Annotated in this window: 16 protein-coding genes; 9 read left to right on the top strand and 7 right to left on the bottom strand. The window is 57.9% G+C overall.

Annotated features, from left to right (window positions below):
* Positions 1–131: 131 nt before the first annotated feature.
* From H7849_RS03130 to H7849_RS03105, 6 genes are all read right to left on the bottom strand, one after another.
* Complete coding sequence (locus H7849_RS03130; RefSeq protein ID WP_186744067.1) at positions 132–1175, bottom strand: zinc-dependent alcohol dehydrogenase; 1044 nt, start codon at positions 1173–1175, stop codon at positions 132–134.
* 7 nt (positions 1176–1182) lie between these two features.
* Positions 1183–2304, bottom strand: coding sequence for a zinc-dependent dehydrogenase (locus tag H7849_RS03125; RefSeq protein ID WP_186744065.1), 1122 nt, complete (start codon positions 2302–2304; stop codon positions 1183–1185).
* A gap of 16 nt (positions 2305–2320) precedes the next feature.
* A complete protein-coding gene (locus H7849_RS03120) occupies positions 2321–3004 on the bottom strand; it encodes a phosphorylase family protein (RefSeq protein WP_186744063.1) in 684 nt (227 codons plus the stop codon).
* On the bottom strand, positions 3001–4002 hold the full coding sequence (gene hpnA / locus H7849_RS03115; protein WP_186744062.1) for a hopanoid-associated sugar epimerase: 1002 nt from the start codon (positions 4000–4002) through the stop codon (positions 3001–3003). The genes H7849_RS03120 and hpnA overlap by 4 nt, the downstream gene beginning before the upstream one ends.
* A gap of 396 nt (positions 4003–4398) precedes the next feature.
* Positions 4399–5790, bottom strand: a complete 1392-nt coding sequence (locus tag H7849_RS03110) for a M16 family metallopeptidase (protein WP_186744061.1) — start codon at positions 5788–5790, stop codon at positions 4399–4401.
* A gap of 15 nt (positions 5791–5805) precedes the next feature.
* Positions 5806–7212, bottom strand: coding sequence for a M16 family metallopeptidase (locus H7849_RS03105; RefSeq protein ID WP_186744060.1), 1407 nt, complete (start codon positions 7210–7212; stop codon positions 5806–5808).
* A 323-nt stretch (positions 7213–7535) separates the two neighbouring features.
* Between H7849_RS03105 and H7849_RS03100 the strand changes: the two genes are divergently transcribed.
* From H7849_RS03100 to H7849_RS03060, 9 genes are all read left to right on the top strand, one after another.
* On the top strand, positions 7536–8369 hold the full coding sequence (locus tag H7849_RS03100; RefSeq protein ID WP_186744059.1) for a DoxX family protein: 834 nt from the start codon (positions 7536–7538) through the stop codon (positions 8367–8369).
* A 74-nt stretch (positions 8370–8443) separates the two neighbouring features.
* The gene (locus H7849_RS03095) at positions 8444–8752 is read left to right on the top strand and encodes a putative quinol monooxygenase (protein ID WP_186744058.1); all 309 of its coding nucleotides are present in this window, start codon (positions 8444–8446) and stop codon (positions 8750–8752) included.
* 140 nt (positions 8753–8892) lie between these two features.
* Positions 8893–9606, top strand: a complete 714-nt coding sequence (locus tag H7849_RS03090) for a hypothetical protein (protein WP_186744057.1) — start codon at positions 8893–8895, stop codon at positions 9604–9606.
* Positions 9607–9880: 274 nt separating this feature from the next.
* Entirely contained in the window at positions 9881–10258 is a 378-nt protein-coding gene (locus tag H7849_RS03085) for an ArsR/SmtB family transcription factor (protein ID WP_186744056.1), read from the top strand.
* Entirely contained in the window at positions 10255–10716 is a 462-nt protein-coding gene (locus H7849_RS03080; protein ID WP_186744055.1) for an SRPBCC family protein, read from the top strand. The genes H7849_RS03085 and H7849_RS03080 overlap by 4 nt, the downstream gene beginning before the upstream one ends.
* 24 nt (positions 10717–10740) lie before the next feature.
* Positions 10741–11217: an SRPBCC family protein gene (locus H7849_RS03075; RefSeq protein WP_186744053.1), complete on the top strand. Its 477-nt coding sequence runs from the start codon at positions 10741–10743 to the stop codon at positions 11215–11217.
* A 132-nt stretch (positions 11218–11349) separates the two neighbouring features.
* Complete coding sequence (locus tag H7849_RS03070; protein WP_186744052.1) at positions 11350–12099, top strand: DUF899 domain-containing protein; 750 nt, start codon at positions 11350–11352, stop codon at positions 12097–12099.
* Positions 12100–12136: 37 nt separating this feature from the next.
* Entirely contained in the window at positions 12137–12937 is an 801-nt protein-coding gene (locus H7849_RS03065; RefSeq protein ID WP_222439758.1) for a DUF899 domain-containing protein, read from the top strand.
* On the top strand, positions 12934–13200 hold the full coding sequence (locus H7849_RS03060) for a hypothetical protein (protein ID WP_186744050.1): 267 nt from the start codon (positions 12934–12936) through the stop codon (positions 13198–13200). The genes H7849_RS03065 and H7849_RS03060 overlap by 4 nt, the downstream gene beginning before the upstream one ends.
* Before the next feature lie 105 nt (positions 13201–13305).
* Here the strand turns inward: H7849_RS03060 and H7849_RS03055 are convergent, their stop codons facing one another.
* Positions 13306–15957: an ABC transporter permease gene (locus H7849_RS03055; protein WP_186744048.1), complete on the bottom strand. Its 2652-nt coding sequence runs from the start codon at positions 15955–15957 to the stop codon at positions 13306–13308.
* Positions 15958–16000: the final 43 nt, after the last annotated feature.

The following is a 16000-nucleotide window of genomic DNA, read 5'->3' as shown; positions in this document are numbered from 1 at the left end:
TTTCAGTAAATGGTAGTTAATCCTGAGGTTGAATCAAGATTGGAGCCCCTACATCGCTGAGATTCTTCCTCCCGTTGGTCGTCAGAATGACGGTGCCACTGAGAATCATCGGTGCGAACGATTCTTTCAGTTTACGGGATGATGGCCGTTTTAATGTCGCTCGATCGGTCCATCAGCTTGCGGAAGACTTCATCGAGGCGCGATAGTGGCGCGCGGCCCGTAATGTATTCACGGCAATTGAACTGCCCGCTGGTGATGAGTTCGAAGGCTCTGCGTGCGGTTGCCGGAGTGTGATGAAAGCTGGCCTTGAGCGTGATGTCGTTGTAGTGCAGACGATTTGTGTCGAGCTCAACCTTGGTGCCAGCGGCGCATCCGCCGAAGAAGTTGACGACTCCACCTTTGCGCACCATTTCGACGGCCTGCTGCCAAGTCGCCGGCGTGGCAACGGCTTCAATGGCTACGTCGACGCCGCGGTTGTTCGGCGTGAGGCTGCGGACTGCTGCAACGACGTCTTTTACCGCCGTGGTTTGAACGACTTGTTCCGCACCGAAGACCTTGGCCGCTTCGATCTGCTCATCGCGCTTTACGACTGCAATGACGTGCATGCCAGCTAGCTGCGCAGTATTGATGAACATGAGCCCGATCGGGCCCGCTCCGATGACCACGACTGTATCGCCAGGCTGGGCGTTGGTCTCTTCAAGGCCGCGCACGACACATGCCAGGGGCTCAGTCAGAGCGGCGTGTTCGAATGGGACGCCGTCGGGAACGTGCAGCGTGTTTTTCTCGACAATGCGTGCGGGAATGCGAATGTACTCGGCATACGCTCCATTGTTGAAGAGCAGGTCGTCGCAGAGATTCTGTTGATGGTGCTTGCAGTAGTAGCACGCGTCGCAGGGGGCGGAGTTGAGCGCGACGACGCGGTCGCCAACGCGGAAATCGGTCAGGCCTTTTCCAGCTTCTACGACAACTCCCGCCAGCTCGTGTCCGAAGGCGATGGGCGGCTTCAGCATTTTTGCGTGATAGCCGCGACGGTAGACCTTAAGGTCAGTTCCGCAGGTAAGTGCTGCGGCCACGCTCACGACGATCTCACCGGGTCCGGCCGATGGTACGGGCACCTGCTCGATACGCAGGTCTTCTTTCCCGTAGAGCACAGCGGCCGTCATTTGATTCGCCATATCTTTTCTATTTTCTCAGATTCGGCTGAATAAAAACTTTCATCGACGCAGCTGTTGGATTGGATGCGACTTCAATGGCTTCGACGGCTTCCTCCAACGGGAACCGGTGCGAAATGAGCCGGGTCAGGTCGAATCCGTTGCGGTAGCCGTCGAAGACTAATTGTGCGCCCTCATCCTGAATTTCAACTGAAGCGCTGTAGGAGCCAAGCAGCGTCTTCTCGTCCATGCAGACGGCTGCCGGATCAATCATAGCCTCACTGTGCTGGGTTTGCGCGAAAAGTAATACGCGGCCGCCGGGACGGGCCGCGTCCATGGCGGTGCGGATGAGGGCGTTGCCGCCGACGGCGAGGATGACGGCGTCTGCTCCGCGGCCTTCGGATTCGCGTTTCGCGACTTCGATGACGTTCTCCTTGCCCGCGTCGATGGGGTGATTGAGACCGTAGGCTGCGGCGATGGCGTGGCGCTCAGGGTAGAGATCGGATGTCAGGATTTTGGCTCCAGTGCGCGCGGCGAGCGCGGCCAACATGATGCCGATGGGTCCCTGGCCGACGACCAGCACGGTTTCGTCGAGGGCGAGGTTGAGATTCTTAATGGCTTTGAGGCAGGTGTTGATGGGCTCGACGAAGGCAGCCTGCTCGAAGGGGACGCCGTCGGGGATTTTGAGCACGCCGCCCATGGAGACGATCCAATCCATGACGCGGATGTATTCGGCGAAGCCTCCGCCGGAGGGTTCGAAGCCAGCGGTGCAGCCGACTTTCTTGTAGGTGGCGCACTGGGCGAAGGTCTTTTTGCGGCAGTAGTAGCACTTGCCGCAGGGGATGTGGTGGAAGACCATGACGCGGTCGCCTACGGCGAAGTTGCTGATGCCTTCGCCGGTCTTGACGATGGTACCGGAGGTTTCGTGGCCAAAGATGCGCGGGGCCGAGTGCGAGCCGGTGTGAATCTTCTTGAGGTCGGTTCCGCAGATGCCACAGGAATGAACGCGGATGAGAATCTCACCGGGGCCGATTTCCGGTACAGGGATGGTTTCAACGCGCACGTCGTTGACGGCACGGTAGACGACGGCCTGCATGAATGCGGGGATGGTTTCGCTCCCAGTAGCGGGAGCGTCGGTGGTAAATGTCGACATGACTGTTACTACCAGATTACAGCGTCTTGCCAAGAGTCTCAGAGGCTAGGGTCGCGAGGTTGCGGGCTGCATCGTTACTTTGTCTGCCTAGCTGCAAAAGCGCGGACCAGTATTTCGGGTGGAGCAAAGAATAAGCGATGAAGGCTGACATCTGCAACTGGCCGTCTCTTCCGAGAAAGCGGTTGAAGTCGGGCAGGTTGTCGGTGTAGCCGTCGGAAATTCCTTTGAGGCAATAAAAGGGAATATTTCTGGCGGCAGCAACACGGGCAACGGCCGCGGCTTCCATGTCGACGAGCGGAGCCTGGTATTTTTGCGCGAGAGCACGCTTCTCGTCGGGCCGAGCAACATGGTCGAGCGTCAGAAGACGCTGGCCTTCGCTCGACGCGGTGCGGAATTGCTCATTGGTGCGGCTGTCGATGACTTCGGCGATGACGCAAGCTGTTGGTGGCTTCAGTCCGCAGGAGAGCGCGCCGGACCAGCCATAGGAAACGAGTGCGTCGAGTTTACCTTCGGCCAGGACCAATTCACAGGCTCGGGTTGCGGCTTCGGCACCCATTCCGCCTGCGGTGGCGAGGTATTCGGTTTCGCCGGCCTCTCCTTCGTTTACCTGGCCAATGTGGATCCGGCCGCGCTGCTGCCAGCCTTTTACCAGCGGCTTCAATTCTCCGGGGAGGGCTGCGATGATGCCGATGCGCTTCATGGAGCGTACCCGTTGGCGCGGAACCATTCGATGGCGGCGCGCAGTGCCGGGTATACGGGAATCTGGCGGAAGCCGAGATCGCGTGTTGCCTTGGCTGACGAGGCGAACATCTTCTTTTTGCCCATGCGGACCGCTTCTACGGTCGCGCGCGGCTCTTTGCCCAGAATGCGGCCGGTGATGGTTTCGTCGAAGAAGGCGAAGCCCATGGCTACCGCGTGCGGGACTTTCGTTGTGGGCGAAGGCAGGCCAGTGATGGCGGACATCTTGTCGAGGATCTGCTTCAGGGTCAGGTTTTCACCACCGAGAATGTAGCGCTCGCCGGGGGTTCCTATGTCGGTTGCGCAAACATGGGTGCGGGCGACTTCTTCTACGTCGACCAGGTTGAGGCCGGTGTCGACATAAGCAGGGAACTTCTTATTGAGGAAGTCGACGATGATGCGGCCAGTGGGCGTGGGTTTGATGTCGCCGGGGCCAATGGGGGTGGTGGGGTTGAGGATCATTACTTCCTGACCATCATAGGCGGCTTTGAGAGCTTCCTGCTCGGCGAGGAACTTGGAGCGCTTGTAGTGGCCGACCATGTCGGCCAGGGAGACGGGCGTGTTCTCGTCGACGATGGTACCGTCGGTCTTAAAGCCCATGGTCGCCACGCTGGAGGTGTAGATGACACGGCGCACGCCCTCTTCGCGGGCAACGCGGAGCAGTTCGCGCGTGCCGTCCACGTTGGCGGCGTACATCTGCTTCGGGTCGCGGACCCAGAGGCGGTAGTCGGCGGCTACGTGGAATACGAAGTCGCAGCCACGGATACCGGGACGGAGCGACTCGGGGTCGAGGAGATCGCCTGTGATGGTGTCGAACGACGTTGGAGCGGCCATTCCTGAGAGGTTCGATAGATTGCTGGACTTGCGGATGAGGAGACGGAGGTCTGCTCCCTGGCAGGCAAGGAACTTGGCTACGTGACTCCCGACGAATCCTGTGGACCCTGTGACGAAGGCTTTCATTCTGGTTGCAATTTCCGGAGGGTACCCCCTCCGCTATTTTGTACGGAGATCTTTATTTTCAATCGCCTACGCGATAACTATCGCTAAATTACCCACTTTCAAAGATTTATTGACGTATCTATCATCTAGCGGATGAAGAACAAACCGCATGCATCCGCATTTGGGCAATAAATGATTCCCTATATTAAGAATACCTGATCCGGAAGAAATATACGCCAAATCGGAAGTGACGGAAGTGCTTCTTAATGAGATGGTTAGTGGAAATCTTGGCAACCGGGGGCCTGACAAATTCTTGATCTGTAAAAGCGTTACTGAGGCGAGAGTCAAGAGCACTTTTGTGGTTTTAAAACCCAGGTCTCAGAATCGAGACCTGGGGCACCCGTGTTCGTGGCTTGGCTACTGCGTTGACCAGGGAGTGAGCTGGTCGGTGATTTTCGACTTGTCGCCTACGACTACGATGGTCATCTGGTCTGGTTTCAGGTAGTTGGCGGTCATTTTCTGGACGTCGGCTGGAGCTACGGCGTTCACTTTTGCGACGTAGGTTTTCAGGTAGTCTTCGCCGAGGCCCTGGAAATCGACGTATTGCAGCTGGGTGATGAGGGCTCCGCGGCTGGAGTTCTGGATGATGAAGAGGCCGGAGAGATAGTTCTGGATTCCCTTCAACTCGGGATCGGCCGGTGGCGCGCCTTTGAGGCGGTCGATTTCGCCGAAGATCTCCTTGATCGACGGGCCGGTGAATTGCGTCGTGACGTCGGCGTTCTCTGCCCAGTAGGCGTCGTGGTAGCGGCGCGAGATGGTGCTGAAGGGCGAATAGGTGTAGCCCTTCTGTTCGCGGATGTTGGCGGTGATGCGTGAATTGAAGGATCCGCCAAGCAGGGCGTTGGTAACCAGCAGCGGGATCGCATCCGGGCTATTAGGCGGAGGCACTGGCAAACCGATGATCAGCGTCGACTGTGGTGCGCCGGGACGATCGGTTACATCGAGAGTGTGACCGGACTTCGGCGAGGGGACGTCCGGCTTCCATGGCGCTCCGCCCTTGGGCCATTTGCTGAAGCTCTCCGAGATGGCCTTTTTCACTGCGCCGGTTTCGAATTTTCCGGCGACATAAAGATGGGATCTTTCGGGATTGAAATTCGTATTGAAGTAGGTCTTCACGTCATCGAGGGTGATGGCCTTCACTTCGGTATCGGATGGGAGGACGACCGAATAGGGGTGGTCGCCGTAGATGATCTTGCGGAAGTGCATCTGCGCGATGACTTGTGGACGGGACGATCCAAGGGCGATCTGACGGAGTAGGTCGGTCTTGAGGCGCGGCAACTCGGAATCGGGCAGGCGGGGGTGTTGGAGAACGTCTGAGAGCAGGCGCACGGCATCAGGGCCAAATTCAGAAAGGATATCGAGCTCTGCGATGGTCTGATCGTCGGTGGCGGTGACGCTGACCGTACTGCCCATGCGGGCGGCTTCGTCGGCGAGCTGCTCGGGAGTCAGCTTCTCGGTTCCCTCTTTGAGCAGTTCGGATGTGATGCTTGCGACTCCGCCGTGATTGCTGCCTTCGTTGATGCTGCCCGCGTTCACAGCCAGGCTGACGGTGACCTTGGGAATGATGCCGTAGGGTACGAGCGTGATCTTCAATCCGTTGGGCAGGGTGTAGCTTTCATGCGCCGGAACGGTGAATGCCTTGGGCGGCGCGCCTTCAGGCGGCGTCTGTTTTTGCGCCAACGCGGTTGTGGAAGCTGCTGCGGCGAGGATGAGCGTGGAGATGGTGATCTTGTTCGTCATATTCATCATTGGGGTTCTCCTCTCCTACGGCTTCTGCGCCGGCGCGGCGGCTGTGTTCTTGGGTGCGGGTTGCACGATGACGACGGTGCGGTTGGTCTTCCGCAGGTATTCCTGAGCGGTTTTCTGGATCAGCTCCGGCGTGACCTTGTCGAACTCCGGCACGATGGAATTGACGTGCGACGGATCATCGTCGAAGAGGGCGAAGCTGGAGAGCAGGTCCATGAGGCCGAAGCCGCCAAATTGCGTCATGGTGTCGTAGAGACTGGAGCGCGCCTTGACGCGGGCGCGGTCGAGCAGTTGCTTGTCCACAGGCTTTTCGAGCAGCGGGTTGATGGCGGTGTCCATGGCGGCGAGGATCGTGTCCGATGTAGTGGTGGGGTCGTAGCGAACGTCGGCGGAAAGCAGCATGGGGCCGGCGTAGTCGAACATGTTGCCGAGGAGATTGATGCCGCCCTCGATCGAGTCAGTCAGGCCCCGCTTCTGGACGAGTTCCTTGTAGAGCAGGCTGTCATTGCCTTCGATGAGCATCTGTTCGATGAGGCCCATCGCGTAGTACTCGGGCGTATTGCGGTCGGGCATGTGGTAGGCGATGGCGAGCGCGGGGCGCGGCGCCAGCGGGTCAGTCTTGGTGATGACTTTTTCCTTTTCCTGGCGCGGCTCGGTGAGGTCGGGTTGCGGAGGCAATTGCGATGGCTTGATGGAGCCGAAATATTTTTCGACGAACTTCTTGGCGTCAGCCGGTTCGAAATCGCCGACGATTGCCAGTGCTGCGTTGTTGGGCGCGTAGTAGGTGTCGAAGAATTTCTTTACTTCATCGAGCTTGGCGGATTCGATGTCGCTCAGATCGCCGTAGAAGTTGTGGGCGTTGTACCAGTTGGTATTGGCGGCCATGGGCAGGTCAATCCATGGGAAACCGCCATAGGGACGGTTGAGGACGTTGACCTTGACTTCGTTGCCGACAACGCCCTGCTGGTTCTTGAGGTTGTCTTCGGTGACGGCGAGGCCGCTCATGCGGTCGGCTTCGGCCCACAGGATGGTTTCGAGTTTGTTCGATGGGACGACTTCAAAATAATTCGTGAAATCAAAACGCGTGGAGCCGTTGAGGATGCCGCCGTTGGACTGGATGAGCTTGATGAACTCCATTTTGCCGAGATTGGCTGAGCCCTGGAACATCATGTGTTCGAAGAGGTGCGCGAAACCGGTCCGGTCCTTGGGTTCGATGCGGAAGCCGATGCGGTAATAAACGCCTACGCAGACCGTAGGCGCAGTGTGGTCGGGTGAGAGCACCACGCGCAGGCCGTTGGGCAGCTTGTAGTATTCGACGGGCACGTGGAACTCGTCGGCTGACGCCGCGAGTAGTCGCAGATTGAACGTCAAGGCAATGAACAATAGAAAGAACAGACACACTCGTCTTGCCTGCTTGCTTCGCATGACTCCTCCTGGAGGAACTCTTCCCGGAATTTTAGGGACTGAAGAATGCTATGCCGAGATTCCGCGTTCGTCAGAAACACTATACCTACGACGGTTGGCTTCGCACTACGTCAAATTCGAGCTGTGGTGGACATATGTGTCGAGACGACTATCTGCCGGGACAGAAAGTTGGACCTTAGGCGAGTCGGTGCCATGTTCACGGTTCGGGTTGAAGAATGAGCCGACTGGTCACCCACTCCATTGGTCGAGATTCTTTCACACTCAGGCGCAAAGGTTTGGACGACATGGTACTACGCGATGTTCCATAGCTGCGAGGTGGTGCTATGAGTTGGACACAGGCGATCGAAGACAATCGCGCAATTGACGCGTTGCTCGAATCCGGGCGGTTTCTGCTGGCGTTGCCCATGGTGATTTTCGGTGTGCAGCATTTTCTGTTTGCCACCATTGTGGCGACGATTGTGCCGCCATGGATTCCGTGGCATTTTTTCTGGGCTTACTTTGTGGGCATTGCGCTGATCGCTGCCGGCGTGGCGATCACGGTGAAACGCGAGGCGTGGCTGGCCGGCTTTCTGCTGGGGGTAATGATTCTTTCGTTTGTGCTGTTGATTCACTCGCGGTTGCTGGCGCAATGGCCGGGTGACGTGTTTGCGATGGATCCGATCTTTGGGGCTTTTCCGGGTCGTCTGCACAACGCGTGCAAGGACCTGGGGCTGAGCGGAGCGGCGTTTCTGTTTGCAGGGACGCAGTCTGAGGTATGGAAGGATTCGGGCAGGGACAAGGTTTTTACTACAGGACGCGTGCTTTTCGCCATCGCGGTCGCCACGCTGGGCGTGCTGCACTTTGTCTTTCCCGCGTTTGCGCCCGGGGTGCAGCCGATGTCGGCTGCCGTGAAGTTTCCGCTGCCGGGGCAGCCGATGTGGTCTTACTTTACCGGCACTGCGTTTCTTGTGGCGGCGCTTGCGATTTTCCTTAACAACAAGGTTCGGCTGGCCGCGACATTGCTGGGGATTCTGATTCTGCTCTTTGGGTTGATTGTTTGGGTGCCGTGGCTGGCGGCGCATCCGGAGGACCTTGTGGGTGGAAATTATCTGAAGGACATGGGGCTGGCGGGGGGTGCTTTGTTATTAGCCGGCGCGCTGCCCAAGCGGGATGGATGATCGCCTGCACTGGTGACGAGAATTTGACAAATCTGACATAAAAGCCGACATCCAATGGGCAGGAGAAATTGCACATGGTCAAGTATTCAATTTGGGCGGAAGTTCATGCGAAGCCGGGTAAAGAGGCTGAGGTAGAAGCGTTTTTGAAGTCGGCACAGCCTTTGGCAGAGCAGGAACCAGGCACGTTGACGTGGTACGTGGTGCGGCTCGGGCCGTACGGTTTCGGCATCTTTGACACCTTTGCGGATGAGGCGGGGCGCGATGCACATCTGAATGGCGAGATTGCGAAGGCGCTCTTCAGCGAGCAGACGAAGGCGCTGTTGGCGAAGGATCCGAACGTGAGCAAAATCGATGTGATCGCGGCGAAGGGGCCGGGGGCTTAGTTCTCAAACACCTCAGCGGCTAAAGCCGCGCTGGTCTCTTGATACAGTGGTGCGCGGGTTAAAACCCGCGCCTACCTGTATGGATCCCGACGTTCACTTGACTGCGTTGTGCGCTACTGAAAGACTGCTGCCACTGCATCATGGCCTACTCGATCAAGGTGGAATATGCGGCGCAGCGGAAGATGCGCGAGCGCAATACGCGGCTGTATCGGCTGGCGCACTGGCCGATCTGGATTTGGGTTTTCTTTCTTGCTCCCGGGTGGCTGACGTTTGATCTGTTTGCCGCGGGCGGAAGCGCGCGGAATCTATTGTGGCTGGGCGCGGTGCTTGTCGGCACTGGCATTGCTGCGTATCGCGGCAAGCTGCCGGGGGCGGAGCCTGCGCCTTACATTCTGCGCTTCGATGAGGACAGGCCGAATCCGCTGTACCGCAAGGTCTGCTACACCTTTGCGTGGAATGCGGTGTTGAGTTTTGCGCTGCTGAATTTGGCCGGGCTGGTGGATGCGGTTGTGAATCGGCGCTGGCACATGATGCAGATTTATCGGTATGGCTACTTCCCTCTTTGCGCTTTGATTCTGCTGCTCGGGTTGGTGGGTGTGTTGCCGCGTGTGCGGCGCTCGACCAAAGGTGAAGGCACGGAGCGGCGGTACTTTTATGGTTCGGTGTGGGCGGTGACGCTGGCGCAGACGGTGTTGTTGATTCTCTGGAAGACTTTGCCTAAGAATCACGCTACGGACCTGGTGAAGCTGGTGATTTATGTTGGCGTGCTTGCTGGGGTTGGGATCGCGGCTGCGTTTGGGTTGCTGCCGCGGACGCGGCCGATTCTGCCGGGTGAGTTGATGGTGGCGGATTAGGTGAGTCTTCTACCTCCAAGGACCGCGAGACTTCTGAGATTTCCAGTCTAAGTGATGTGCTTTCCCACCCTATCGCAAACTACGCGATAGGATGGGGCACCCAGGTTTATTCAATGGTTGAGAAACAGCAGATCCTTCGCTTCGCTCAGGATGACAGCGTTAAGAACTGATTCGCAGAAGTCCAGGCTCTTTCAGTTTCGATAGCAGATACAGAAAAAAATCCTTCTTCGTTTACTTGACATATATTCCTATATAGGAATATACATTTCTTGACATGGCAAGAGCGGCTACCACCACCGATGTCTTCAACGCGATTGCTGAGCCGCGGCGGCGGGAGATTATCGGCATGCTTTCTGATGGTGGGGAGCATGCGGTGGGGGATGTGGTGCTGCGGTTGCGGATGCCGCAGCCGACAGTGTCGAAGCACCTTGGCGTGTTGCGCAAGGTGGGCGTGGTGACGGTGTCGAAGCGCGGGCAGATGCGCTACTACCGCCTGAACGCGAAGGAGCTGAAGCCTGTGCATGACTGGGTGAAGGTGTTTGAGCGCTTCTGGACGCACCAGCTCGACCGCATCAAGATACGCGCCGAGCAGAAGATGGCGGAGCGGATAGCCCGCGAAAATCAGACCGATCGGAATCGGGAGGAGAAATGAGCGTGAAGATGACCGAGCAGGTCGAAGTTCTTGAAGTAACGCGCGAGATCGAGATTGCGGCGACGATCGATGTCGTCTGGGAGACATTACTTGAGAACATGGGGCCGCTCAATGAGGCTCCCGACAAGACGCCGCACAATTTGACACTGGAGGCGTGGCCGGGCGGACGCTGGTATCGCGACTTTGGCAGCAACACCGGTTATTGGTGGGGCACAGTGCAGGCGATCAGGCCTCCTGAGCTGCTCGAGATGCACGGGCCGATGTTCATGTCGGCGCCTGCGGTGAATCACGTGATCTTTCGGCTGAAGAAAGAAAACGGGCTGACGCGCATCGACTTTGCACACCGCGCGGTGGGGCTGATTCCGCATCACCTGATGGATGGAGTGGATGTGAATAACGGCTGGGACAACTTTTTTGTGAATGTTCGTGCGGGCGTGGACGAACGCGCAAAACGTTAGACGAACTATCCAGGGAGATGAGTGATGGGGACAGCGACAGCGCCGAAGGCACAACAGAATCTGCAGGTGCTCGAAGTGGTGCGCGAGGTAGAGATTGCGGCCTCGATTGACATTGTTTTTGAGACGGTTCTGGAACAGCTTGGCCCGATGCTGAGCTGTGGCGAGGATGCACCACTGCTCGATATGAAGCTGGAGGCATGGCCGGGCGGACGCTGGTTCCGTGATCTGGGTAACGGCGCCGGACATTTGTGGGGTCATGTGCAGGCGATTCGGCCGCCAGAGTTGCTTGAGCTTCATGGGCCGATGTTCATGTCGGCTGCGGCGACCTCGCATGTGCAGTTTCGGTTGCAGGAAGTCGATGGTTTGACGCGCCTTGACTTTTCGCATCGGGCGATGGGGCTGATACCGCTGGAACTTCAGGATGGCGTCGACGTGAACCAAGGCTGGACAAACTATTTCGCGAAGCTCCGGGGCTGCGTGGACAAGCGCCTGAAGCCGTAACCTTCTTGACCGGGAATGCCCGGCGAGCGCGATAAACGACGACGGATATGCAGGACGGGTGGGATGCAACGAGCGGCGCGGCGCTGCTTGATTTGAAACCGTAGCAGTTACGATATCCAATGGAGAAATGGTATGAGCGCAGTTGTGCAGGATCACCCGGTTGTTTCACAGGAAGAATGGCTTGAGGCGAGGAAGGAATTGCTGACCGAGGAGAAAAAGCTTACACGGTTGCGGGATGAGTTGAGCCGCAAGCGTCGTGAGCTGCCGTGGGTGAAGATCGAGAAGAGCTATGTGTTTGATGGGCCAAACGGCAAGGAAACGCTGGCGGATCTGTTTGATGGGCGCAGCCAGTTGGTTGTATATCACTTCATGTTCGGACCGGCTTGGGAAGCAGGATGCCCGCGATGCTCGATGGGGGCGGATCATTTCGATCGAAGCGTGATTCATCTGGCGCAGCGCGATGTGACGCTGATCGCGATTTCCCGGGCTCCGTTCGCGAAGATTGACGCATTCAAGAAACGCATGGGATGGGGCTTCAAGTGGGTGTCGTCGTACGGCAGAGACTTCAACTATGACTATCGCGTGTCGTTCACCCCGGAGGAGATGGCGAGCCACAAGTTTGATTACAACTATGGTTTGAGCGGATTTCCGAGCGAGGAAGCAACGGGCACGAGCGTCTTCTACAAGGATAGCGATGGCAATGTCTTCCATACATATTCGTCGTACGCGCGAGGAGGCGAAGGGATGCTGCTTCCCTATCACTTCCTTGACATGGTGCCGAAGGGGCGGGATGAAGAGGAGTTGTTGCCAGACGGGATGGCGTGGGTTCGTCATCACGACCGCTACGACAATCAACAGTCGAAGGCACAGTGCCACGGGTGAGAACGAGCCTACGCTCGACATAAAAGGAGAATGAGAAATGGCAACAATGAGTGTGAGCCACAAGATCGTATCGCGGGCGGAGTGGCTGGCAGCGCGAAAGGCGCTGCTGGCGCGGGAGAAAGAATTAACGCGGCTGCGCGATGTTTTAAACCAGCAGCGGCGCGAATTGCCGTGGGTGCGGGTTGAGAAGAATTACGTTTTCGATGGACCCGATGGAAAAGTAACGCTGGCAAACCTCTTTGACGGGCGCAGCCAGCTGATTGTTCAGCACTTTATGTTCGGGCCAGGATGGAAGGAGGGTTGTGTCGGGTGTTCTTTCAAGTCCGATCACATTGATGGAACGCTGGCGCATCTGGAGCACCATGATGTTTCGTTCGTCTCAGTCTCGCGGGCGCCGCTCGAAGAGATTGAAACGTTCAAAGAGCGCATGGGATGGAAGTTCAAGTGGGTGTCTTCGTATGGCAGCGACTTCAACTACGACTTCCATGTGTCGTTCACGCTGGAAGAGATTGCGAGCGGCAAGGTTTTCTATAACTATGCCATGATCGATGCTTCGATCGAGGAGCTTTCCGGGGACAGCGTCTTCTATAAGGATTCAAGCGGCGACATTTACCACACCTATTCGACGCACGGGCGTGGCGATGAGCAGTTTGTCTCGACGTACATGTATCTCGACATTGCGCCTAAGGGCCGCAATGAGAATGGGCCTCGTTACAACCTGACGGACTGGGTTCGGCACCATGACCGCTACGAAGCTGACGGCTCGGTGAACGAGCATGGGCGATATGTTGCGGCCAAGAATGTCTCAGCGTGTGGTTGCGCGGAGAGTGAGTCGTGAGCGGGCATGTGTGCTGCGGTCGTAAGACCGCAGCGCTACGGCGCGGTTTCTGGAAGCGTACTTCGGGTGGCGTGGTTTCTGGTGCACTGTTGGTGTTGATGCCGAAGTGTCCGATGTGCATAGCTGCTTATGTCGCCCTTGCGACTGGCGTCGGAGTTTCTGTTTCGACTGCTGCATATTTGCGTGAAGGGATGGTGACCTTGTGTGTCGCTGCGCTCCTGTATCCTGCGCGGTCGGTGATATTGAACAAAGTGCGCTTCTAGCTCCGACAACGCGAAGAGTGCGTCATGGCGGCGAATCTCATCCTCGCTTTCGTCGCTGAGATTCTTCCTCCCTTCGGTCGTCAGAATGACGACTATCAGAATGCCCTATTCCGTCCGCAGGGCGTTGATGGGATCGATGGAGGCTGCTCGTCTTGCTGGTAGATAGGAAGCCAGAACGGCAACTGCTATCAGCACTGCGGCTGCCGACGAAAAGATCAGCGGATTCAATGGAGTTGTCTCGAAGAGCAGGCTCGTGAGCAGCCTAGTGGTTGCGAGCGCGCCCGCCAGTCCGATGATTACACCGGCGAGGATCAAACGGAAGCCAAAACCAAGGATCAGACGCAGCACGTCAGAGCGGCCTGCTCCTAACGCCATGCGCACGCCAATCTCCTGCGTGCGCTGTGTGACAGCATAGGCCATCACTCCGTAGATGCCGATGCAGGCGAGCACTAATGCCAGGATGGCAAAGCCTGAGATCAGCACAGAGCTTGCGCGTCGCAGGGCGAGCGATTGGTTGGCGAGTGAGTCCATGGGGATGGCTTTGAAGACGGGCAGGTCAGGATCGAGGCTCCACAAGGCTTGTTCAGCGGGCTTGATCATCGACGCGGGATCAGTGTCGGTGTGCAGCACGAATGCGACGAGTGGAAATGGGTCTTGATCAAACGGGCGGTAGATATCGGCGTGGGTGGGCTGGTCCTGGCCGAAGGATTTGACGTCGCCGCTGATGCCGACGATGCGCCACCAGTCAGGCTTGTCGACGGTACCGAGGTTCAATTCTTCGCCGATGGGATCTTTGTCCTTGAAGTATTGCCGCGCGAAAGTCTGGTTGATCATCGCTACGTGAGCGCTGTCGGAACGGTCGGCGTCGGTGAAGGCTCGTCCGCGAAGCAGCGGGATGCCCATGGTCTGCATGTAGCCCGGAGTCATGAGGCGGTTGTCGGCTTCGGGGAGCTGGCCGTCTTTGGGCGGGACCTGTCCATGAAACAGAAAATTGGTTGTGCCCCAGAAACCGATGAGCGGCAGGAAGTTTGTCGCTCCGGCTGATTTCACTCCGGGCACGGCGCTCATCCTGCTGATGGCTTCATTGACGAGTGCTCGTCTTTTTTCCTGATCGTTGCTTGGATAGCGGTCGAGCGGTAGAAAGACCTGGAGCGCGAGGACGTGATCGGACTGAAAGCCGAGATCGGAGTTCATGACCCGCTGAAAGCTTGCCACGACGAGTCCGGCGGCGGTGAGCAGGATGAGCGAGATCGCAACTTCCGAGACGACGATGGCGCTGCGGGAGCGATTCGAGCGGCGGCTGGCTGTTGCGCTGCGCGCTGATTCCTTCATCGCGTCACTGGCTTCAGCGCGTGTGGCTTTGAGCACCGGCAGCACTCCGAAAAGAAATGTCGAGAGCATCGTGATGACTAATGCGAAGAGGAGGACGCCGCCGTCGATGGGGATCTCTGTCACTTTCGGGATTTGCAGGTTCGCTACGTCGTTGGGGAAAAGCGGAAGCAGGAGGCGTGTTCCGGCGAGCGCGAGCAGTATGCCCGCGGCTCCGCCCATGATGGCGAGGAGCAGGTTTTCGGTAACGAACTGTCGCAGCAGGCGCAAGCGAGTTGCGCCTAGGGCGAGGCGCACGGAGATTTCCTTTTGCCGCTCGGCATTGCGCGCGAGCGCGAGGCCTGCGGTGTTGGCGCAGGCGATCAGCAGCACTAGACCGACAGCACCGAGGAGAATCAGCAGCGGCTTGCGGATGTCACCCACAAGCTGCTGGCGAATGGGGGCGAGGACGACGCGGTTGCCATTGTCAGTGGATGGATGTGCGAGAGCAGTCTGGGCTTCGAGCGCGTTGATTTCTTTTTGCGCTGCTTCAAGAGTGATTCCGGAGCGGAGGCGTCCGAGAATGCGGACGTAGGTGCGGTTGAAGTCGTCGAAGTCGGACGGGGCCATAGCGGCCGGGTTCCAGAGATCGACGGTTGGCGGGTAGTCGAATGTCGGCGGCATGACACCAAGAACGGTACAGGGCTTGCCGTCTAGAGTGATGGCTTTGCCGACGATGTTGGGGTCAGAATGAAAGGTTGCGCGCCAGAGATGATTGCTGAGCAGCGCTACTTTTGGGCCGCCGGGCTTGTCTTCTTCGTCGGTGTAGAGGCGGCCTAACTGCGGCTGGACGCCGAGGATGCGGAGGTAGTTTGCCGAGACAGCGTAGCCGATGAGGAATTGCGGCGAACCCTGCCCGGTCAGCGTTTTTTCGTCGTCATAGGAGGGTGCGAGATCTTCGAAGATGCCGCTCTTTTTCCAAATGGCGAAGTCGCCTGGAGAGTTGGGAAGAGGCTGATTTCCGCGTGCAGGGCTCGCTGTCCATACGGCGACGATGCGGCTCGGGTCCTTGTACGGAAGCGGGGCCATCAGGACGGCTTTGACTACGGAGAAGATGGCAGTGTTTGCGCCGATGCCGAGGGCGAGCGTTAAAACGGCTGTGACAGTGAAGCCGGGACTTTTCCAGAGCATGCGCAGGCCGAAGCGGATGTCCTGCCACAGGCTTTCGATCGGGGGCAGGCTTTGGCGCTCTCGGTAAGCCTGTCTTGTCTGCTCTATGCCTCCGAGTTTGATCAGAGCTTCGCGGCGGGCTTGTTCGGGCGTCATGCCTCGGCGGAGATTGTCCTCAATGTGGAGTTGGAGGTGGCTTTCGAGTTCGGCATTGAAATCCTCTGATTTGCGGCCGATGAGTCCGCGGAGCCGAATCCATAGTGCTCGCAACTTTGGCATGCTGCCCTCCTCTGGTTTAGCCATAGGAATGGTGGCATATCGC

This window comes from Alloacidobacterium dinghuense (genome assembly GCF_014274465.1).
In the GTDB taxonomy this organism is placed as follows: Bacteria; Acidobacteriota; Terriglobia; order Terriglobales; family Acidobacteriaceae; genus Alloacidobacterium; species Alloacidobacterium dinghuense.
The sequence above is the reverse complement of the archived record's forward strand: the minus strand, read 5'-3'. Positions and strand labels throughout refer to the sequence as shown.